This window comes from Gemmatimonas sp., assembly GCF_027531815.1.
Lineage (GTDB): Bacteria > Gemmatimonadota > Gemmatimonadetes > Gemmatimonadales > Gemmatimonadaceae > Gemmatimonas.
This window is the reverse complement of sequence record NZ_JAPZSK010000008.1, coordinates 66,185-86,697: the sequence shown is the minus strand read 5'-3', so window position 1 is coordinate 86,697 and position 20,513 is coordinate 66,185. Positions and strand designations below refer to the sequence as shown.

The following is a 20,513-nucleotide window of genomic DNA, read 5'->3' as shown; positions in this document are numbered from 1 at the left end:
CGCGTGAGCTTTCCAGGATAGTCATGGCTGCTGCCCCTGTTCTCGAGTTCGAGCGCCCCATTGCGGAACTCGAAAAGCAGATCGAGGAGCTCAAGCGACTCGCTGCCGACCAGTCCATCGACGTGGCACGCGAGATCGCCCCGCTCGAGCAGAAGCTGGGTGAGGTGCGCGTGCAGATCTACCAGAATCTCACGCCCCTGCAGCGGGTGCAGGTGGCGCGCATGTCGCGCCGCCCGTTCACGTCCGACTACATCCGGCACGCCTTCACCGACTTCATCGAGCTGCACGGCGACCGCCTGTTCCGCGAGGACGCGGCCATCATGGCCGGCTGGGCGCGACTCGATGGGGAGACCGTGATGGTCATCGGCCACGAACGTGGCCGCGACACGAAGGAGAATCTCAAGCGCAACTTCGGCATGCCGCATCCCGAGGGCTACCGCAAGGCGCTGCGCCTCATGAAGCTGGCGGAGAAGTTCCAGGTGCCGGTGATCACCTTCATCGACACGCCGGGTGCGTGGCCGGGGCTGGGCGCCGAGGAACGCGGCCAGAGCGAGGCGATCGCGCGCAACCTCCTCGAGATGAGCAACCTGCAGGTGCCCATCGTGGCCACCGTCATTGGCGAAGGCGGGTCGGGCGGCGCGTTGGCGCTTGGCGTGGCCGACCGCGTGCTCATGCTCGAGAACTCGGTGTACTCCACCATTTCGGTGGAAGGGTGCGCGGCCATCCTGTGGAAGGACGGCAAGAGCCCCGAGATGCGCGAGAAGGCGGCGTCGGCGCTGCGCATCACCGCCACCGACCTGCTCGAACTGCGCATCATCGACGAAGTGGTGAAGGAACCGGCCGGCGGCGCGCACTCCGATCACACGACCACGGCGAAGTCGCTGCGCGATGCGCTCGTTCGCAACATCGAGGAGCTGCGCCGGCTCAAGCCGGACAAGCTCGTGCGCCGCCGTCGCGAGAAGTTCCTGCGCATGGGCCAGTTCACCGAGTAGGCAGGGCGCGGCGTGGGGCATCTCATCGAGGTCGCGTTCCGGGGCAACCGGAAGGAATTCTTCTCGTGGGACGGCGACGCGCCGCCCCCGCTGCGCGCCGGCGTCATCGTGGAAGCCGACCGCGGTGAAGATTTCGGCCGGGTGCATGCCACGGGTGAACTCGCCGAGGTGCGCTGCAAGGGGTGCGCGCACGGCTGCGGCACGGCCCCGCCGCCACGCCAGGCGCTGCGCCTGGCCACGGCCGACGATGAACGCCTCGACCGCGAGCTGACGGCCGAGAACGAACGCGCGCGCCGCACATCGATGGAGCGGGTCAAGGCCAACGGCCTGGTGATGAAGCTGACGGACGCCGAGTGGCAGTGGGATCGCCGCAAGCTCACCCTCTACTTCACGGCCGACCGACGGGTCGACTTTCGCGGGCTCGTGCGCGACCTGGCCGCGCTCTTCAAGTCGCGCATCGAACTCAAGCAGATCGGCGTCCGTGACGAGGCGAAGCGTCTGGGCGGTGTTGGGCGCTGTGGCCGCGAGTACTGCTCGGCAAGCTGGCTGCCCGATCTGCGCCCGGTCAACCTCGGCGTTGCCAAGGACCAGAAGCTGTCGCTCAACCCGCAGCAGATCTCCGGCGCGTGCGGACGGCTCATGTGCTGCCTGCGCTACGAGCACGAGTTCTATGTGCAGAGTCGCCGGCGCTTCCCCAAGGAGGGGAAGATCCTCGTCACCACGCGCGGCGAAGAAAAAGTGGTGGCCTGCGACATCTTCAACGAGCGGGTCACGCTGCGCACGGTCGACGGGGACACGCGGGTCGTGGCGCTGGCAGAGCTCAAGGCGGAGATGGGAGGCGCCGAGCACGGCGGCGGCGCGGAGGAGCGGACGCTGGAGTCGTCGACCGCGGAGTATGCGGTGGAGACGGTGGTGGCGGTGGCGGAACTCGAACCGCAGTCGATGTCGATGCTCGACACGATGGAGTTCGAGGCGTTTACGGTAGCGCAGGCGGTGGAGGGGGAGGCGGAGGTGGAGGTGGAGGTGGAGGTGGAGGCGGAGGTGGAGGCGGAGGTGGCGGTTGAGACGCCGATGGAGGCAGCAGCGGTGGACTCGGCGGCGACCGAGGGCGCGCCGAAGCGCAAGCGGCGCCGGGGACGGCGCGGCGGCCGCCGACTGCGCGCGGCAGAAGAACGGCGCAAGGCGGGCGACGAGCCGCACGACAGCGACGACAGCGACGACAGCGACCCCGCCGACGACTCGCACACGGACGACGACGGGGTCTGAGTCGGGGGTGGGTCTGGGCACTGCCACTGCGGTCGGGGTACATCCACTGCAGTCTGGGTACTGCCACCACGGTCGGGGTCTTCCTCCAGTCGTGGTCTCCGTCGGGTCAGGGTCTTTACGGCAGTCTGGGGGTGGGCTCCGGTCTGGCCGTTGCTTCGCTCGGCGTCTGGGGGCGGCAGTCTGGGTCGGGGGCTTTGCGGCAGTCTGGGGCGGGGGGCGGCTTACTTGGCCGGTAGACTGGCCTTCAGCGCCACGAGCATCCGCTGAATCGTCGACAGGTCGTCGCGCAGATCGAGAACCGTTTTGGCCGGCAGGAGGTCTTGGTCGAGGCACACGGTGAGATGCGCGTCGGTTTCCGCGGCGGACCCGAGCGCAATGTCGAGGTGCCGCTTGAACTGCGGATTGGTGCGGAGGCCACGTCCTTCGGCAATGTTCGCACCGATCGACTGCGAGGAACGGCGCAGTTGAGCAACAAGGTCGGGTGCTGAGGCGGAGAGTTGGCCGCGCGTGATATCGTGGATGCGCGCCGAAAGGTCTTGAGACCGCTGCCACACTTTGAGATCGCGATGACTGGGCATGGCCCATGATTGCACGACTTCCGCACTCGTGTGTCATCCGAACATTGCCCGTTGGGCCATAACGACGCGGGGGTCGGGGCGACCGCGGTCGGGGTCGGGGTTGGGGGGCCGGCGCTGCGCTGGGCGTCGGGGTCGGGGCCCCCCTACCGCCCCCAGACGCCGAGCGAAGCAACGGCCAGACCGGAGCCCACCCCCAGACTGCCGTAAAGACCCTGACCCGACGGAGACCACGACTGGAGGAAGACCCCGACCGTGGTGGCGGTACCCAGACCGCAGTGGCAGTACCCCGACCGCAGTGGAAGTACCGCGACCCGGCCCCCGACCCAATCCCCGACCAGCCGTAGTTACATTGGGGCATGCCGCGATTTTATCTGACGACCGCCATCGATTATGCGAATGGCGATCCGCATCTTGGCCATGCGCTGGAGAAGATCGGCGCCGACGTGATCGCGCGGTATCGGCGCCAGTGCGGTGACGACGTGCATCTGTTGATCGGCATGGACGAGCACGGGCAGAAGGTCCAGCAGACCGCCGCCCGCGAAGGCATGGCGCCGCAGACCTTTACCGACCAGATCGCGGCCCGCTTCCAGTCCATGTGGGCCAAGCTCGACATCAGTTACGACCAGTTCATCCGCACCACCGAAGCGCATCACAAGGCCGGTGTCGCCGCCCTGATCAGGCGCATCGCCGAGCGCAGCCCCGATGATTTTTACGAGCGCTCCTACACGGGGCGGTACTGCGTTGGCTGCGAGGCCTTCAAGCAGGACGCCGACATCGACGCCGACGGCAAGTGCGTGTTGCACCCCACCCGGGTGCTCGAGGAAGTGGAAGAGCGCAACTGGTTCTTCCGGCTGTCCAAGTATCAGGAGTTCCTGCGCGACCTGCTCACCACCAATCCGTCGTTCTGCGAGCCCGAGAGCCGTCGCAACGAAATCCTCGGCCTGCTCGATCAGGGGTTGGAAGACGTCTCGGCGTCGCGCGCGCGCCTCGACTGGGCCGTGCCCTTTCCCCTGCCGTTGTCCAACGGCGAAACGCAGGGCACGTACGTGTGGTTCGACGCGCTCCCCAACTACCTCACCGCCACCGGGTTTCCCCAGGACGGGTTCGAACAGCACTGGCCGGCCGACCTGCACATCATTGGCAAGGACATCACGCGCTTTCACGTGGTGATCTGGCCGGCCATGCTGCACGCTGCCGGGCTGCCGCTGCCGCGGCAGGTGTGGGCGCACGGCTTCGTGTCGCTGGGTGGCGAGCGCTTCTCCAAAAGCGCCGGCGTGAAGCTCGATCTGGGTGAAGCCATTGATCGCTTTGGTGCCGACGCGTTCCGCTACGTGCTGCTGCGCGAGGTGCCCTTCGACGGCGATGGCAACTTCTCGTGGGAGCGCTTCGAGGAGCGCTACACCAGCGACCTCGCCAATGCATTCGGCAACCTCGCGAGCCGCGCCATGGCGATGGTGGAGAAGTACTGTGACGGTGTGGTGCCTGCGGCGGCGCATCCGGCAGCGGAGGAGGCCGATGCCGCCGACCTCGCGTCGTACCATGCCGCCATGCACGGCGAGCACGGCTGGCTGCTGCACGACGGACTCGCCGCCGTGTATCGCATGACACAGCGTGCCAACGAATACACCGCCGCCACGGCGCCGTGGGCCGTGGCCAAGGATCCCGCGCGACGCGACGAGCTGGCCGTCATCCTGGCCTCACTCATTCGTCGCATCGCGACCCAGACCGTGCTGCTCGCGCCCTTCATGCCCACCAAGACGCAGCAGCTGTGGACGCACCTCGGCGGGCCGGGCCACGTGGCCGACCAGCGCGTCGATACGCTCGCGGGGCTCGACGTGGCGGGGTGGCGCGTGCAAAAGGGGGAGCCGCTGTTCCCGAGACCGGCCTGAGACGGCGGCCCCCCGGTATTCAGTCCTTCGAGAAGTCGACCGTGGGCGCCGTACGTGCCGCCGCATCCGTCACTTCGAAGTACTCACGGGCCTTGGCGCCCGTGGCCTTGGCCGTGAGGACCGCGGGGAACTTGCGGATGTACTCGTTGTACTGCCGCACCGCGTTGTTGTAGTCGGTCCGCGATACGGCAATGCGGTTCTCGGTCCCCGTGAGCTCATCCTGCAGGCGCAGGAAGTTCTCGTTGGACTTGAGCTCGGGATAGGCCTCGATGGCCACCGTCAGGCGCCCCAGGGCGCCGGTGAGCTGCGCGTTGGCGTTAGCCAGCTCCGCCGGATCGGAACCGCCAGGCTTCTGCAGGGCCCCCACCAACCCCGCGCGCGCCTGTGTTACCTCGGTGAGCACCTTCTCCTCCTGCGCGGCAAACCCCTTCACGGTGTTCACCAGATTGGGAATGAGATCAGCGCGCCGCTGCAGCTGGGCGTCGATATTCTGCTTGGCCTGGGCGGCCGTTTCGTCGTACGCCTGAATGCTGTTGTACCCGCACGCCCCGAACGCGAGCGGCATGGTGAGCGCGAAGATCATCGCGCGACGACGAGTCTGACGAATGAACGCCACGGAACACTCCTGGATGATGACGTTGAGGATGCGACGGAAAGCTACTGCGGAAGCAGGCCGGCAATAATCGTCTGCCCCGGCAGCTGGAAGCGATTGAGATAGGCCACGAGAGCCGTCATCCCCTCGACATACCCCTCCAGCACGCGTTCGGTGTCGCCGGACGGCATCGCCGAGCCACGCTTGTAGGCCAGCACCCGTTCGAAGGGCTCCGCCGGAAAGCCGCAGCGGGCGCTCACGGCGGCGATGACCTGGGCGCTGTCGCGCGGCGGCACGTCACCCTGCAGGCGCATGACACCGCGGAAGATGACCAGCAGCGTGCTGAGGCTGGCTCGCAGCAGCTCCTGCTGTCGGTCGATGTCGGTGCCGGCCAGCATGACGCCCCGGCGCAGCCGCAGCAGCTTGCCCATGGCCTCCTGCTCCACCTGCAGCCGCAAGTCGGAGAGGGAGACCGTGACACCCTCCAGCGGCAGCGACCCGGCCAGCACGCGATGCCGCTCGAGAATGTCCGCGTACTCCATGGGAAACACGTCGGCCGACGACACCCACTCGGCCGTGGTCAGCTCCAGCACGGGGGGGTGCCCCGCCTCCTGCCAGGCACGCATCGTCTGGCCAAGCGCCCGAAGCGAGGCGAGCGACATGGTGTGCACGATGGCCAGCACGTTGAGATCCGATCGGCCGGCAATGTCCTCACCACTCGCGGCAGAGCCGTACAGCACGACCGCCTGCAGGGCATCGCCGTGCACGTGCGTCAGCTGCGCGACCAGGTCATCGAGCGTCATCGTCTTGGCTGCCATGTCCATTCCTTACCAGTCAGAGCCACCGCCACCACCGCTGAAACCGCCACCACCGCCGAAGCCACCAAACCCGCCGCCACCGCCGCCGCCGAAGCCGCCGCCACCCCATCCGTGCGACCCGCCCGTGTAGATCACGGGGCCCGGGATCGGGATGGGGAGGCACCCCATGCACCCCCGTCGCCGTCGTCCGCCAAAGGAGCTGAGCACGAACAGGACGATGATGATGACCAGCGCCACCGGAAAACCGCCGCCGTTGGGGCGACTGCGCGATGAGCGCTGTGGCGCCCGGGGCTGCCCGTCCAGAGTGACGTTGAACGCGGCGGCGTACCGATCGGCCACACCAAACGCGATGGCCTCGATGGCACCGCCGTAGTCCTGGGCGCGAAACCGATCACCCTGCTCTCGACAGAGCGCCCCGGCCGTGGCGTCGGTGAGAAACCCCTCCGCGCCCTGCCCCGTCTCGATCCGGCAGCGGCCACGGCCGTCCTGCGCCGATTCCTTGGGAACGATGAGAATGACCACGCCGGCGTTGCGGGCCGCGTCGCCGATCTGCGCGTCCGCGCCGATCTTCCACTCGCGTCCCAGCCGCAGGGCCGTCTCTTCCACCGGGCGACCGGCCAGATCGGGGAGCGTGACCACAACCATGTCGCCGCGCGTGGCGGCGTTGAGCCGCTCCGCCAGCGCCACCAGGCGCCGCTCCACCTCGTCGGGAATGACGTTGGCAAAGTCGTTGACATAGCCCACCGGTTGCGGCAACGCCGGCGGCTGCGCCCCCAGCGGCGCCGCCGCGCCCATCATGGCGAGGAGCCACACCAGCCACCGTGGTCGTCCCTTCGGTCGGTTCATGTGCACAGAGGTACTATACTCCCGCGTCATGGCCAAAGTGCCAGCCTGGGGTCGCCTCAACTCACCCCCGGACCGTGCGCGCCGCGGCTCGGGGCGCTAGGCTTCTGACATGGCCCGTACCTCCCCCGTTCTCCGCGCTGCAGCACTTCTTCTCTGGCTGGGCACCACGGCCGCCTGCGGGCGGGCCGATGCCGCCGCCCGCCAGCGCACCGGCGGCACCGACTCGACCGCTACGGCGGCGCAACCGGCGTCGGCCACGGCCGCCCAGCCAGTCATCGCAGGGGGCGACTCGCTGGCCGACATGGCCTTGATGCAGAAGGCCGATCGCAGCCGCCTCATGGGGCCGGAAAGCGCCATGTGGGTCGTCATGATCAGCGACTTCCAGTGCCCCTACTGCAAGCAGTGGCACGATTCGTCGATGGCGCGGCTCAAGCGTGATTACATCGATCCGGGCAAGATCCGCTTCGCATACCTCCACCTGCCCCTCGAAAGCATCCACCCGCACGCGCGCGCCCAGGCGCAGGCGTCGCTGTGCGCCGGGGCGCAGGGGAAGTTCTGGGAGTATGCCGACGGCATCTTCGACAACTTCGGGACCGCGCGCGGCATGAGTGATGTGTCGCCGCTCCTCTCCCGGCTCGCCCGCGACCTGTCGCTCGATGTGCCGGCGTTCGACAAGTGCCGCGTGTCGGCGCCCATCGCGAACCTCGTGAACAACGACATCGCGCAGGCCACGCAGGCCGGCGTGCAGTCCACGCCATCGTTCATCATCGGCACGTTCCTGGTGAAGGGCGCGCTCCCGTATCAGGACTTCCGTCAGGCCATCGATACGGCACTGGTCATGGCGAAGTCGGCCAAGGGTCGCCCCGGCCGCTGAGTCGGCGCACAACCATTCGTCGCTCATGCATTCGGCGTGGCGTCCGTGGTATCAGGCAGCAACCGGCATGGCGAACATGCTGGCCTCCATTGCCCCCAATGCATCGGGCAAGGTCTGGCGCTCGGTACGGGCCCGACGCGGGCTGCTCGACCGGTGGGCCGCGCAGACGACACGCGCACGTGACCTGGCGCGCCCGCTGGTGTGGTGGCACGCCCCGTCGGTAGGGGAAGGGCTGCAGGCGCGCCCCGTCGCCGAGGCGTGGCGCACGGCGCACCCCGGCATGCAGCAGGCGTATTCGTTCTTTTCCCCCAGCGCCGAGCAGTTTGCCCGCTCGGTCCGCGCCGATTTCACCGAATACCTGCCGTTCGATAGCGTGCAGGGGGCGGAGCGCCTGCTGGACCTGCTGCAGCCTCGTCTGCTGGTGTTCGTGAAGCTCGATGTGTGGCCGGTGCTGGTGGAGCGTGCCGTGGCCCGGGGCGTTCCCGTGGCCCTGCTCAGCGCCACGCTGGCCGAAGGCTCCGGGCGGCGTTCGGTCTGGTCCCGGGCGCTGCTGCGCGACGCGTATGCCGCGCTCTCGCTGGTGGGGGCCATCGATGCGGCGAACGCGGAGCGCCTTGCTGACCTGGGCGTGCCGCGTAGCCGCGTGCGGGTGACCGGCGATACGCGCTTCGATCAGGTATGGCGCCGCGCCACGGCTGTGGACCGGGCGGCGCTCCATGTGCGCTGCACCGCCAGCGATCGGCCAACGCTGGTGGCCGGATCGACATGGCCCAGCGATGAGGCGGTGCTCATGGCGGCCTGGGTGCCCCTGCGACGGACGCTGCCGGCGGCTCGGCTCATCATTGCCCCGCACGAACCCACCGCGGCGCATCTGGCGCCTTTGCTCGCCTGGGGACGCACGCACGGCATGCGGACGGTCACCCTGGGGGACTTGGAGCGTGGGGGGGCCGACACCGACGCCGATCTGATCGTGGTCGATCGCGTGGGGGTGCTTGGTGATCTGTATGCGCACGCCACGGCGGCCTACGTGGGCGGTGGCTTTCATCGCGCCGGACTGCACTCGGCCATCGAACCGGCCGCCTTCGGCGCCCCCGTGCTTTTCGGTCCGCGCCATGGTGGAAGCCGCGAGGCAGGGCTGCTGCTGGCGGCGGGTGGCGCCGTGGCCGTGGCCGGAGCGACCGAACTGGAGCGCGCGCTCGGTCGGTGGCTGCACGATACCGAAGCGCGCGCCATTGCCGGTGGCGCGGCGAAAGCCGTGGTGGAGGCCGAGCGTGGTGCCACCGACCGCAGCGTGGCGCTCGTGTCCGAATTGCTTGCGTAGCCGTTCGCCATCGTGGCGGCCGGACCGTACGATTCACGCATGTCCGTTCCTTGCCGGTGACCGTCGCATGACCGTCGTTCGCACCGCCGTGGCCATGGTGGGGATGCTGGCGCTGGCGACCGCGTGTGCCCCCGGCTCACGCGCACCGGCCGCCGCATGGGATGCCACCGGGAGCACGCTGGTGGTGCCACCGGGTCTCACGGGGCGCACCGTACTGCGCGGTGTGCTCATCGATTCACTGGTCACCAACGACACGTTGCGCGGTGCCCTCATGTCCGTCGAAGGACGCGAGGGCTCCGTGCTCACCGATGCGCACGGCGCGTTCGTGCTCGACAGCGTCGCACGTGGCGCGCGGCGACTGCTGGTTCGGCATCCGGTGCTCGACTCCATCGGCGTCACGACGCTCCCGATCCCGCTCGTCGTGACGGACAGCACTCGGCGGTCCGTGTGGCTCCCCACGCCGGAGTTGTTCCTCGGCGCCGTGTGCAAACCCACGCGGCAGGGAGGAACGGGGGCACTGCTGGGAACGGTGCGTCGCGCCAGCGATGATTCGCCACTGGCGGGCGTCGAGGTGATCGGTGCGTGGCGCTCGAGCGATTCGAGCTTTGCGGGATCAGGGACCCGACCGCGCGCGCGGGTGCGTACCGACGCCGACGGGCACTTCGTGCTGTGCGATGTGCCGCGTTTTTCTCCGGTGGAGCTGTGGAGCGCCGCTCATGCGGACGACGCGGCGCACGTGCGTGTGCAGCTGGGCGCGCGCGTGCTGGCGGGCTACGACCTGTCGGTGGATCCCGTGGCCCCCGCGCGTGACAGTGTACCGCGTGCGGCGGCGCCGCGTGCGGCGGCGCCGCGTGCGGTGGCACCACGTGCCGATATCAGGCCGGCGCGCGTGGCGGGACGCATCCTTACCCTGGCCGGCGACGGCCTCCCCAACGTGACGGTGAGCATCGACCGCCCCGTACGCCGCACGGTGACCGACGCGGCCGGTCGCTTCGTCATCGACAGCGTCCCGGCGGGCATTCGCACGCTCGAGGTGCGCGCGATCGGCTTTCAGCCGCAGCGCCTGGGGGTGAGTGTGCGCCCCGGCGAGCAGGTGGATCGCGACATCACCATCGATCGCAATCTCGCGGTGCTGGGCACCTTCGTGGTGCGCGCATCCCGTACCGCCGCGTGGGACTCCGCCGGCTTTGAGGAACGGCGCAAGAAGGGCACGGGCTACTTCTTCGAGCGTGAGACGCTGGCGGGGGTCAACGACCTGTCCACCGCGTTACGCATGGTGCCAGGTATTCGCGGGCGTTCCAGCGACCGCAGCCAGCGCCTGGTGGCGGGCCGTGGTACGGGATGCTTTCCCGCGTTCGTCGTGAACCGTGTGCGCTTCGATGCCGGCGGCGCGATTGGCCCCGAAGCCATGATTCGCGCCCAGGACATCCGGGCCATGGAGGTGTACACCAGCCGATTGTCCACACCACCCGAGCACCAGCGCTACGGCGACTGCGCGGTGATTGTCATCTGGCTGCGCGATCCGCAAGCGGAGATCGAGGCGCGCAAGAAATGAGACAGAGAGGAGCGGCGCGTCCGCTCCTCAGCGTGTCCAAACGATCACCGCACCACAGTCGGTTTCCGGGCGCGCAAACACGCCGGGCACCGAGGTGCCACTGTTGTACACCTCGATGGCCGCCACCATGTCGATGGGCACGAAGTTGTCCATGCGCCCGCCGTTGGTGTTGATGAGCGTGCCGTCGAGGATGAGCGCGAGCGGGCAGTAGCCGGTGCTGATGCTGAGGCGCGACCCGAAGATCTGCGTGTCACCCACCCCGTTGCGCTGCACGGTGATGTTGCCGCGCCCGCGCAGCAGGTCGCTGAGCAGCTGCGGCTTGCGCATGGCCACTTCTTCGCGGTCGATGAAGAGCCCGCGAATGGTGGCGCGGCGCTCCTCGAACCCCTTGAGCCGGCGACTCATGCGGTCGTACTCTGCCGTGACGCGCATGGTATCGAGGCGGGTGGTGTTCACGCCCAGGAGCGGCGTGAGCCGCACGGCGGCTTCGATGGAGTCGATGGCCGCGAGGGTGGCGGTGAACACCACCGGCTCGTACCCAACTTTGCGTGCGCGCACGAAGTACGGACCGGGGGCGAGGTCGCGGAAGAAGAACCGGCCGGTGGAGTCGGTGAGCGTGAAGAAGTTGGTCCCCATGGCCTGGATCTGCGCGCGCGCGACCGGTTCTCCGGCGGGGGAGAGCACACGCCCGGTGAGGAGGTTGGACGGAGCGCCCGGGCGGCGTGGCCCCGCTGGCGCCGTGGACGCGGGCAATGATGCGGTGATGACCTGGCTGAAGGTCACTTCGGTGGTGCCGGTGGCTCGCGTGCTATCGGCGGTCATTCCCGCTGGCGCCGCGAGCAACGGGGCGCCGCTACGGCCACGCACCGCGGCGGCGGCAATACTGTCCTCACGCGCCAGGGAATCGGCTGCGCGCTTGGCCAGCTGCCACACTTCGTCCTCCACCAGACGCAGCCGGACTTCCGCCACCACCCCGTTGGCGATCTGCAGATCGAAGCCCGCCGGTTCGTAGGCATCGCGCAGCACCTCGAGGCGCAGCGTCCCCGCCACAATGCCTTCGATGCGGAAGCGGCCCACGGAGTCGGAGCGCGCTTCCCATTTGCGCGCGTTCGCGCCGCGCTTGCCGGCCTCGCGCACGGTAAGCTGCGCATCGCGAATGGTGCGTCCGGCGCTGTCCACCACCACGCCGGCAATGCCGGTCACGGGCGCTGCGGCGGCGCCGGACTGCGCCGCCAGCTGTCCCATAGGCAGAGCCACGATGGCGCAACAGGCGGCAATGAACGCAGCGCGCAGGGCGCGCCACTGGGAGAGCGAAGGCATGATCAGGGTGTGGTTCGTCAGCGGGGTGTCGCGTTGAGGCGCGTGCGCAGATCGCCGGCAATGCGCGCCTCGAGGGCGCCGGTGGAGGAACAGCTCACGCCGGAACCGGGATAATTGGGATTCTCCGCGCTCGCCACGACGACCGTGGTGAGTTTCGTGCTGCCCGTTCCCGCCTCGGCCACATTGGTCAGCACCGACATCTTGATGGTGTAGGTCTCGGCGTTGGGCATGCCGGAGCTTCCCCCACAGTCGAACAGCTTGCGCGAGGGCATGTCCCCGAGCTTACGGCGAAACTTGTACCCTTCGTTGCCGATGGTACCGGCCGCCGCGTCACGGATCGTGAGCGGCAGCGGAAGGCCGGCAAACACCGACTCGAGGGCGGCGAAGACGGCAGCCCGCGATGCGGCCACAGTGGTCTCCACGCCATCGGTACGCTTCGTGACCTCCAACCCGAAGCCGCGCGTTCCGCCGCCCGTTCCCATGGGCACACTCGAGACCGGGGCGGCCGCCACATCGGGCGCCTTGCCCGCCTGGCAGGCGGTGAGCAGCGACACGGCGATCAGGGCAACGAGCCCCGTGAGCGGAGTTCTGGTGGCGAGAGACATGACGCCTCCGGACGAAGTGAGGGTTCGGCGACGGGGGTGGCAGCGCTGTTGCAAGATACCCACAGCGGTGGGGCAAAGTTCGAAGCCGCCGCCTCCCGAGGGAAGCGGCGGCTTCGGTACCACCAGTGCCGCCGGGGTTACTGCTCGGTCGTATCGAGATGACGATCGGGCAGGAAGCGCATGCCGACGTTGGCGAACTCGCCGCCCTGCGGCGCACGCGAGCCGGCCACCGACGGCGCGAACACGATGGCCGTGATGATGCTGCGACCCACCTGGAAGCCAACGAGCGGATTCTGCGCCGCCGTGCCGACCTGGCCGGGCAGGCCGCTGTTGGGCGACATGGTCACGGGCGTCGTGGTGCCGGTGGGCGCCACGTCCCAGCGGTAGAGCAGCGAACCCACCGGGCGCGCCGCGAGGGTGAGATACGCCGTAGCCGCGAGCGGCGCGACGTTGGCCGCCGTGGGGGCGCCTGTCACCCCGGCGGCATTCTCACTGGGCTGCACCCACACATCCACGTTGCCCACACCCGCTGCCGCGTGGATGGTGCGCACGCCAACCGCCGTGGCGGCGAGCGTGGTCGGCAGCACATCCTCGGTGATCACGAGGCGGTGACGCGGCGTGGCCCCGGCGCGGGAGAAGCCGAACGACATGATCGTGTAGCGCTTCCCCGCCTCGAAGGTGAACGTCGTGTCGATGTGCTGCTGCTGCGCCACCGAAATGAGGTTGCCGTACTGCTGCGGGTTGGTGAAGATGCGCATGCGGCGGGTGCCGGCACGTGCACGCTGGTACGGGGTGAACTGCCGGAAGGTCATGCCGGCGAACTGCGGCGAGCCTTCGACTTCGCCGTCGACGAAGCGGAAGTCGAGCGCGCTGGTGTCGCCGACCGCGTTCACGTAACGCACGGACGCGGCCGGAGCGAGTTGAGTGGCAACCCCGCTCACTTCGTCGGTGCTGCACGCCGACAGAGCGGCGGCCGCAGCGATCAGGGAGGAGAGATGACGGAAACGCATCTAGTGACTCCGGAATGGAAACGACACGGGGATACGGACCGAAGCTGGTCCGGGACCCGTAGGCGGTTTGGAGGGATCGGTTTCGACGCTGGTGTTGCCGTCGAGGAAGCTGCGTGTGGCGATGAAAGCAACGACTGCCGCGGCGGCGCCACCGGCGACGAGCCAGCTGCGAGACCGTGAGAGTTCTCTCCGGCGCACCGTCCCCACGAAGGCCGCCGCGACACTCAACGACTCGCCGGCCCAGGTGGAGGTGGTGCGACGCAGCGTGACCGTCTGCTTCATGGCCAGCGTGTAGCTGCTGTCGGTCTTGCGCACGAGCGTACCACGGAGCTCATCGATTTCTGGCTCGAGCCGCTCGTTGAGCGCGACCCGGCCGCGATCGGTGACCACCAGCGCCAGCTCCTGTCCCGGGACCGGCGTGCCGGTCACGGGGACGTAGGAGTAGCAGGCACTGGAGACCAGTACCAGCGCAGTGGGCAGGATCGCAGCCGCTCGACGCATCGGTGTGTGGAGAAGCCTTAGAAGCCGTAGGTACCGCGCTGCGAGCCGCCGGGCTGGCCAACGCCACCCATGTTGGTGAACGGCTGCACACGCACGTCACGCTCCTGCCACGGCACCGGGAAGTGGATCGGGGTGCCTTCCGGCAGATCGCCCCAGCCGCGCATGTCGAAGTACCAGGCGCCGTAGGAGATGTACGCCATCTCCATGCGCTTCTCCCACTTCATGGCTTCGAGGATGTTGCCGCAGCGCGTGGTGAAGTTGCCGCCGCTGAACACCGGGATGCGCGGCACGCAGCTGCTGCCGCCCGCCACCGGCGTGTTGAGGTCGGTGATACCCGCCACGCTCGGCAGCCCACCGCGGCTCACACGCGTGTTGTTGATCATCTCCGCGGCGAGCGTGAAGTTGCCGGTGCGAATGGCCCCTTCCGCGATCAGCCCCCACATCTCGGGCATGACCATGTGCGGGAACGTGCCAATGCGCGCCGCGTTCTGGAACGCCTGGAAGCGAGCGTGGTCGTACCACGAGAAGCCCCAGGTGCCGTCGGCGGCCGCGCCGTCGTTGGCGATCACGCGATTGCGGAAGTACACGCCCGTGGGCAGCACCGACCCCTGCGTGCCGCCATTCGACGCCGCCTGCTGCGCTGCGCGGTCGTTGCCGGCCGGGAAGCGGCGATCCGGCGTGCGAATGAGGAACGGCTGGCGATTGAGCAGCGGCTGGTTGAGCCACGTCTGATACTGCGCACCCGTGCTGTCCGCCATGCCGATGATCATCGGTGTCATGACGTGCCAGTTGGTGCCCGTGTAATGCTGCACCACCCACGTCTGCGTCCAGCCGGTGGCGGGGTTCATGCTGATGTTCAGGTCGGCCGTAATGCCGTTCTGCGCATCGGTGATGACCTGCCCCCAATTCACCGCCTGCCGCTCGGCCGGCGTACGCGCCACTTCGGCACGGAAGCGGGCACGATACGACCGGATGATGCGCTGGAACTGGTCCGCCGTCACATTGCCGGTTGCCAGGTTGAGCCACGAGGCCGGCAGCGGGAAGCCGCCGGCGCCGCCAGCAGCGGGGTTGCTGGCATCGGCGAGGGCGTCGTCGAGCTGCCTGATGGCCGCCCGCATGACCGAGTCGTACGCCACCAGCGAAGGAACCGCATCGGCCCCAGGGACCACGACTGCCGCCGAGTCGTACGACAGGGCGAGGTTGCCGAGCGACAGGCCCAGAATGAAGCGGCCGTACGCGCGGGCGCGCAGGTCCTGCGCCGGCGTGCCGAGCGTGAAGCCCGTGGTGGCCAACCGCTCGAGCGCGATGGTCGTGGAGCGGGTCAGACGCGACAGACCATTGAAGTCGTTCGAGACCGACGCGCTGCCGGGGTTGTTCGGGAAGTTCAGGATGGGCGTGCGCGGCAAGCCGGCGCGCGGTCCCATGTTGAAGTTGGCGAGTCCCGTGTAGTTCTCGTGGGACATCACCTGGAACGAGTTGTTCAGGTTGTCACTGGCGCCACCGGTCGTGTTGTTCACGACCTGATTGAAGCCACCGGCCAACAGGTTTTCGACGTCACTCGGCCGGGCCAGCGCGCGCGTGATGTCGGCATTGTTGGGGTTGGTGACCGCCAGATCAGTTGAGCACGCCGCGAGCGACAGAGTCGCCACGCCTGCGAACAGAACGGAACGGAAATGGAGTCGCATCAAATCTCTCGGAAAGGTGGGAGCGGTGGCGCGCCGCCTCTATGGGCGCGCGCCACCCACCCGCGTGGTCAGAACGTGGTGCCGATCGACAGCGTGATCGTGCGGATGTTCGGGAACGTGAAGTTGTCGAAGGCGTTGAGCACGCCCGACCCGGCCTGCCCGGAGTTGCCGGACACACCCACTTCAGGATCGAATCCGCGGTAGCTCGTCCACGTGTAGAGGTTGCGGCCAATGAGGCTCACGCTCCAATCACCCACGTTGCGCACCTTGCCCACGCGGTACGAGATGAGCATTTCCCGCAGACGCGCGAAGGTGGCCTTTTCCACGTTGAAGTCGTTCGGCCCGAGCACGTCGTACAGCCCGCCAATGCCCGCCGCGTTGTCCGGCGGACCGGCGCGGTAGTAGTACGACATCGGACGCGCGTCGGCCGTGCTCCGGCCCGCCTGGTCGGAGCCGCCCCACATGAAGTCGAGCAGCGACCACGCCAGCCCCTGGTTCTGCACCGCGCGACCCACGGTCGCGTCGATGAGGCCGTTCACCGTGAGACGCTTGTAGGTGAGCGTCTGCGAGGTGGACCAACGGAAGGTGGGCAGCGCCTGACCGATGGCGCCCACGCGACCCGGGTTGTTCGTGGCGAGCGTGGTGTCACGCACGATCATCGGGTGTCCCCACGCCGCCGCCACGCCGAACGGCGCCGCGGTGGCGGGCAGGGTGGACTGCCAGAGGTTCTTGGCAATGCCGTCCTGCAGCGAGTTGCCCTGGCCAACCCATACGATGTAGCCGTCGGAGTTGCGCTGGAACGCGCTCCCCGCGCCGCCACACTGCGACTGGAAGGCGCCCGGCAGCTGGCCGCAGCTGCGCACGAACGAGCGGCCGTACATCGTGCCGTACGGCACGCCGGCTTCGATGCGGAAGAGGCCGCCCGAGTTGGTCACGTTGCCGTTGCCGAAGTTGTAGGCCGGCACGTTGAGCTCGGTGACTTCCGAACGGATGCGGTCGTACGTCAGGCGCGCCGTGTAGTTCAGGTTCCGGCGGCTGATGATGGGCATGTTGAGCGACACTTCGAACGCGCTGTTCTGCAGCGTACCGGCGTTCACCCACTGGCTGGTGAAGCCCGAGGCGGCCGGAAGAGGCGGCTGCAGGATCTGGTCGCTGACGCGCGTGCGCGCGTAGGTGATGTTGCCGCCGAGCCGGTTGAAGAGCTCGAAGTCAGCACCCACTTCCGTTTCGCGCGCGATTTCCGGACGCAGGTTGGCGTTGCCGAGCACGCCCGGCACGGCCACACCGGCCGCGTTGAGCGAGAACGTCTCGTACTGGGCAGCGAAGCTCGGGCGGCCACCGGCCGTTCCGTACGACGCGCGCAGCTTGAGTTCGTTCATCTGCGGCAGGAACCACCACCCTTCTTCCGTCACGCGCCAGGCCAGCGAGCCGCGGCCGAACGTCTGCCAGCGCTGCTCGGAACCGAAGAGCGACGAGCCGTCACGCCGCAGCAGGGCGTCCACGATGTAGCGGTCCTTGTACTCGGCGTTCACCGAGCCGAAGTAGCCGACGCCGCGAACCGTCTGCTGGAACGACGAGCCCGTACGCGTGGTGGCCAGCGTGTTGCCGATCTGCGGCACGCCCTGCAGCTGCAGCTGCGTGCCCTGCGACACGACCTGGTTGAACTGCTGCTCTTCCGCGATGTAGCGGAGGGTGTAGCGGGTCCGCAGGTTTTCCATGGGCTCCCAACGCGCCGTGGCGTTGAGGCTGGCGTTGTACGACTGCGAATTGGTGTTGAAGCGGAACACGTTGCCGTTGTTCGTGGCCGGGTTGTTCGTGGTGGTGCGGAACCCCTTGTCCGTGTTCTGGAAGCCGATCGCGCGGCTGTTGTCGAACGAGTAGTTGGCTTCGAGATCGAGCCACGTGAACGGCGTGTAGCGCGCCGTGGAGCCGATCAGGAAGCGGTCGTTCTGGTCGAGGCGATCGATGTTCTGCAGCGCGTACAGCGGGTTTTCGTTCTGCAGCCCCGCGCCCTGCAGGTTGGGGCGGATGAACAGACGGCCACGGCTGTCGGTGCGCGTGAGGTCCACGAGGGGCGGCACGCGCGTGAGGCGGAAGAACACGCTGCCGCCACCGTTCTCTTCGTTCTGGCCGTCCTGCTGCGAGCGGCTGAAGAAGGTGTTGGCCGAGAAGGAGAACTTGTCGGTCACCTGCTGGTCGACGTTCAGGCGCATCGAGTTGCGCTGGAAGCCCTGCAGGAACTTCACGTTGCCCTGCTGGTCGAGACGGTTGACCGAGCCGAAGAAGGTGGTCTTCCCGTAGCGGCCGGTCACGTCAAGGTTGTTGATCGTGGTGGGCTGCGGACGGAACAGCTGGTTCACCGCGTCGAACGTCTGCACCGGCCACTGGTTGGCCTGGTAGATGTTGCGCAGCTGCGCGCCCTGCGAGCCGGCGCCCGGGTCGATCGGAAAGCCGACCGGCGTGTTGGCGAAGTCGGTGACCGTGTTGTTCACGGCCAGCGCTTCGCGGGCGTAATCGATGCTGCGGTAGCAGCCGAACGACATGCCCGGCACCGACGGCGCCGAGGTGGTGCAGAGGCGCGTGCCCGTTTCGTCGGTGAAGAGGCCGTGCCGCTGCGCGATCTGGATCTGGCGCTCGAGGTCGCCCGTGCCGATTTCCGAGCGGAAGCCGAACTTGATCGAGTTCTGCGACGACGTCTTGCCCGTCTTGGTGGTGATCTGGATGACGCCGTTACCCGCGCGTGCGCCGTACAGCGACGCGGCGGCGGCGCCCTTCACGACTTCCACCGACTCGATGTCTTCGGGGTTCAGGTCGGGGAGGCCGCCGTTGATGATGATGCCGTCGACGACGTACAGCGGTTCCTGCGTACGACCCGACGCGTTGATGGACGTGGGCGCGCGCAGGATGACGCTGGGCTGCGCACCCGGGCGCCCCGAGGCGGCCACGATCTGCGCACCGGCCACCTTACCCTGCAGCTGCGTGAGCGGGTTGGTGGCAGGGACCGGCATCTGGTCGGAGGTCACGCGCGCCACCGTGAAGGGCGTCTTCGTCTGCTCCGTGGCACCGGTCACACCGGTCACGACCAGTTCGGTCAGCCGGTTGACGTCCTTCTGCAGCGCGAAATCGAACGTCTGATTGCCGCGGCTCACCGTGAGCGGACGGGCGATCGACCGGTAGCCGATCGCACGGGCGCGCAGCTGCACCAGCTGGCCCCGCGCCCGCTCGGCCGGAATGGTGATGGTATATCGACCCTGCGCGTTCGTGCCAACCGACAGCGCCAGTTCGACGATGTACACGTTCGCGTTTTCGAGCGGATCACCAAACTCGCTCTTCACGGTACCGGTGATCACCGCCGGTCCCTGCTGTGCCTGCGCCGCCAACGGCGACAGGGACAGTGCCAGGGCCAGAGGCGCCCGGTACAGCCACCGCATCAATCTCGACATGCTCAGCCCTCGGCCTTCAATGAGCCGGAAACGGGGGAGAGGAACTGTCGGTTGCGGCACGCGGATCACGAAGCCGCAACCATACGAAGAGCCGCCCGGCACCGTGGGGGGTGCTGATGGACGGCGTTACTGACCCCGGAGGCGGGGCCGACGCGCACGCCCCCGCTGGGCTGGGGGCGATTGCAAAAGCCGAAGTCACGGCAGTGAACCACGCAGCATCACGCCACGCTGATGGGTTCCATACCGAGCCTCGGCTATGTGAACAGCAATGGTATCGGATTCGTCACTGAAATCAATCCTGTCCGTCCCACCTGCCCGAATCGTCGGGTCCCCTGCATTTCTTTAACGCGTTTCCCGCGCGAAACGGGCCCTCCGCCCCTTGACCTCGGCGGCGGGGCGCATACGGCACGGTGTGAATTGTCCCAATGATGAAACCGGCGACGGCCCCCCACCGGCGGGGCAGGTTCGGCCGTCGCCTGGCGCCGCACGCTGTGGTCAGCGCCGCACCAACCCCGCCGGAGTCCAGTTGAAGCCGATCGCCACGGTCTCATCGGTCCCAACGAGATCGGAGCCACTGAAGCTTGCAGCCACCCGCACGCCGAACTGGCGGTTCACTTGCCAGTGCCCGCCAATATCGAAGTTGGCGCTCAGATTGGTCCGGGAATCGTCGCGCGGCCCACAGCGGCCGCACGCATCCACCGACAGCCGCGGGTGAACGAACGGGGTGAGGGACATGCCCTGGTCGAGGTCGAAGGTGTGCCCCACACTCACCCCCAGGGGCACGCGGAACTTGGTGGCATTGCCCCCGAAGGCCACGCCCACCCCCGCGGTGAACAGCACGTCCAGCGGCTGATCGGCGCTGGCGCGGGTCAGCTCCTTGCCGAGGCCGCCGCCAATGAACACCAGGGGATCGACCTGCCCCTTGGGGTCGGCGAAGCCGGCGTCGAGCTGCCAGTGCTGCCCTGCCCCGGCGCCCTCACGCCACTGAAACAGGAAGGAAGTGCCCGCCCCGCCCACGATCGCACCGGTATAGTCGCGCGTACTCGCCCGCGGGGTCTGCATGGAGGGATAATTGAACGCCTGGGCGCCGGCCGCCTCGAGCGGCACCACCGCGGCGCTCACCGCGGCACTCGCCGCCAGCACCATCGCTGCCACACCGACTTGGCTCAGACGCCGCCACGCAGAACACACCATGCCACGCTCTCCTGGTCGAAGGGA

Annotated in this window: 17 protein-coding genes; 6 read left to right on the top strand and 11 right to left on the bottom strand. The window is 68.2% G+C overall.

Annotation, left to right across the window (positions count from 1 at the left end; translation table 11 throughout):
• Positions 1-23: 23 nt before the first annotated feature.
• On the top strand, positions 24-992 hold the full coding sequence (locus tag O9271_RS11815; RefSeq protein WP_298269824.1) for an acetyl-CoA carboxylase carboxyltransferase subunit alpha: 969 nt from the start codon (positions 24-26) through the stop codon (positions 990-992).
• A gap of 12 nt (positions 993-1,004) precedes the next feature.
• The gene (gene ricT / locus O9271_RS11810; protein WP_298269822.1) at positions 1,005-2,258 is read left to right on the top strand and encodes a regulatory iron-sulfur-containing complex subunit RicT; all 1,254 of its coding nucleotides are present in this window, start codon (positions 1,005-1,007) and stop codon (positions 2,256-2,258) included.
• A gap of 221 nt (positions 2,259-2,479) precedes the next feature.
• Here ricT and O9271_RS11805 read toward each other — a convergent pair whose 3' ends face one another.
• On the bottom strand, positions 2,480-2,836 hold the full coding sequence (locus tag O9271_RS11805; RefSeq protein WP_298269820.1) for a four helix bundle protein: 357 nt from the start codon (positions 2,834-2,836) through the stop codon (positions 2,480-2,482).
• Positions 2,837-3,192: 356 nt separating this feature from the next.
• Here O9271_RS11805 and metG point away from each other — a divergent pair, with 356 nt between their 5' ends.
• Complete coding sequence (gene metG / locus O9271_RS11800; RefSeq protein ID WP_298269817.1) at positions 3,193-4,725, top strand: methionine--tRNA ligase; 1,533 nt, start codon at positions 3,193-3,195, stop codon at positions 4,723-4,725.
• A gap of 19 nt (positions 4,726-4,744) precedes the next feature.
• Here the strand turns inward: metG and O9271_RS11795 are convergent, their stop codons facing one another.
• The 3 genes from O9271_RS11795 to O9271_RS11785 are packed head-to-tail and all read right to left on the bottom strand — an operon-like array spanning position 4,745 to position 6,981.
• Positions 4,745-5,341 (bottom strand): LemA family protein, encoded by a 597-nt coding sequence (locus O9271_RS11795; protein WP_298269814.1) that lies wholly within the window; start codon positions 5,339-5,341, stop codon positions 4,745-4,747.
• Positions 5,342-5,382: 41 nt separating this feature from the next.
• Positions 5,383-6,135 (bottom strand): hypothetical protein, encoded by a 753-nt coding sequence (locus O9271_RS11790; protein WP_298269812.1) that lies wholly within the window; start codon positions 6,133-6,135, stop codon positions 5,383-5,385.
• A 9-nt stretch (positions 6,136-6,144) separates the two neighbouring features.
• The gene (locus O9271_RS11785) at positions 6,145-6,981 is read right to left on the bottom strand and encodes a TPM domain-containing protein (protein WP_298269810.1); all 837 of its coding nucleotides are present in this window, start codon (positions 6,979-6,981) and stop codon (positions 6,145-6,147) included.
• 109 nt (positions 6,982-7,090) lie between these two features.
• On the opposite strand from O9271_RS11785, the gene O9271_RS11780 reads away from it, so the two are divergent.
• From O9271_RS11780 to O9271_RS11770, 3 genes are all read left to right on the top strand, one after another.
• Positions 7,091-7,855, top strand: coding sequence for a DsbA family protein (locus O9271_RS11780; RefSeq protein WP_298269808.1), 765 nt, complete (start codon positions 7,091-7,093; stop codon positions 7,853-7,855).
• Positions 7,856-7,880: 25 nt separating this feature from the next.
• Positions 7,881-9,176 carry a glycosyltransferase N-terminal domain-containing protein gene (locus O9271_RS11775; RefSeq protein WP_298269806.1) on the top strand — a complete coding sequence of 432 codons (1,296 nt, stop codon included), beginning with the start codon at positions 7,881-7,883 and terminating at the stop codon, positions 9,174-9,176.
• A 67-nt stretch (positions 9,177-9,243) separates the two neighbouring features.
• A complete protein-coding gene (locus tag O9271_RS11770; RefSeq protein ID WP_298269804.1) occupies positions 9,244-10,731 on the top strand; it encodes a carboxypeptidase-like regulatory domain-containing protein in 1,488 nt (495 codons plus the stop codon).
• Between the two features lie 27 nt (positions 10,732-10,758).
• Here the strand turns inward: O9271_RS11770 and O9271_RS11765 are convergent, their stop codons facing one another.
• From O9271_RS11765 to O9271_RS11735, 7 genes are all read right to left on the bottom strand, one after another.
• Positions 10,759-12,051: a carboxypeptidase regulatory-like domain-containing protein gene (locus tag O9271_RS11765; RefSeq protein WP_298269802.1), complete on the bottom strand. Its 1,293-nt coding sequence runs from the start codon at positions 12,049-12,051 to the stop codon at positions 10,759-10,761.
• Between the two features lie 17 nt (positions 12,052-12,068).
• Positions 12,069-12,656, bottom strand: coding sequence for a hypothetical protein (locus tag O9271_RS11760; protein ID WP_298269800.1), 588 nt, complete (start codon positions 12,654-12,656; stop codon positions 12,069-12,071).
• A 137-nt stretch (positions 12,657-12,793) separates the two neighbouring features.
• Entirely contained in the window at positions 12,794-13,666 is an 873-nt protein-coding gene (locus O9271_RS11755; protein WP_298269798.1) for a DUF4397 domain-containing protein, read from the bottom strand.
• Complete coding sequence (locus O9271_RS11750) at positions 13,667-14,167, bottom strand: hypothetical protein (protein WP_298269796.1); 501 nt, start codon at positions 14,165-14,167, stop codon at positions 13,667-13,669.
• Between the two features lie 17 nt (positions 14,168-14,184).
• Entirely contained in the window at positions 14,185-15,816 is a 1,632-nt protein-coding gene (locus O9271_RS11745; RefSeq protein WP_298269794.1) for a hypothetical protein, read from the bottom strand.
• Between the two features lie 104 nt (positions 15,817-15,920).
• Positions 15,921-19,295, bottom strand: coding sequence for a SusC/RagA family TonB-linked outer membrane protein (locus tag O9271_RS11740; RefSeq protein WP_298269792.1), 3,375 nt, complete (start codon positions 19,293-19,295; stop codon positions 15,921-15,923).
• Positions 19,296-19,790: 495 nt separating this feature from the next.
• Positions 19,791-20,489, bottom strand: coding sequence for a hypothetical protein (locus O9271_RS11735; protein ID WP_298269789.1), 699 nt, complete (start codon positions 20,487-20,489; stop codon positions 19,791-19,793).
• Positions 20,490-20,513: the final 24 nt, after the last annotated feature.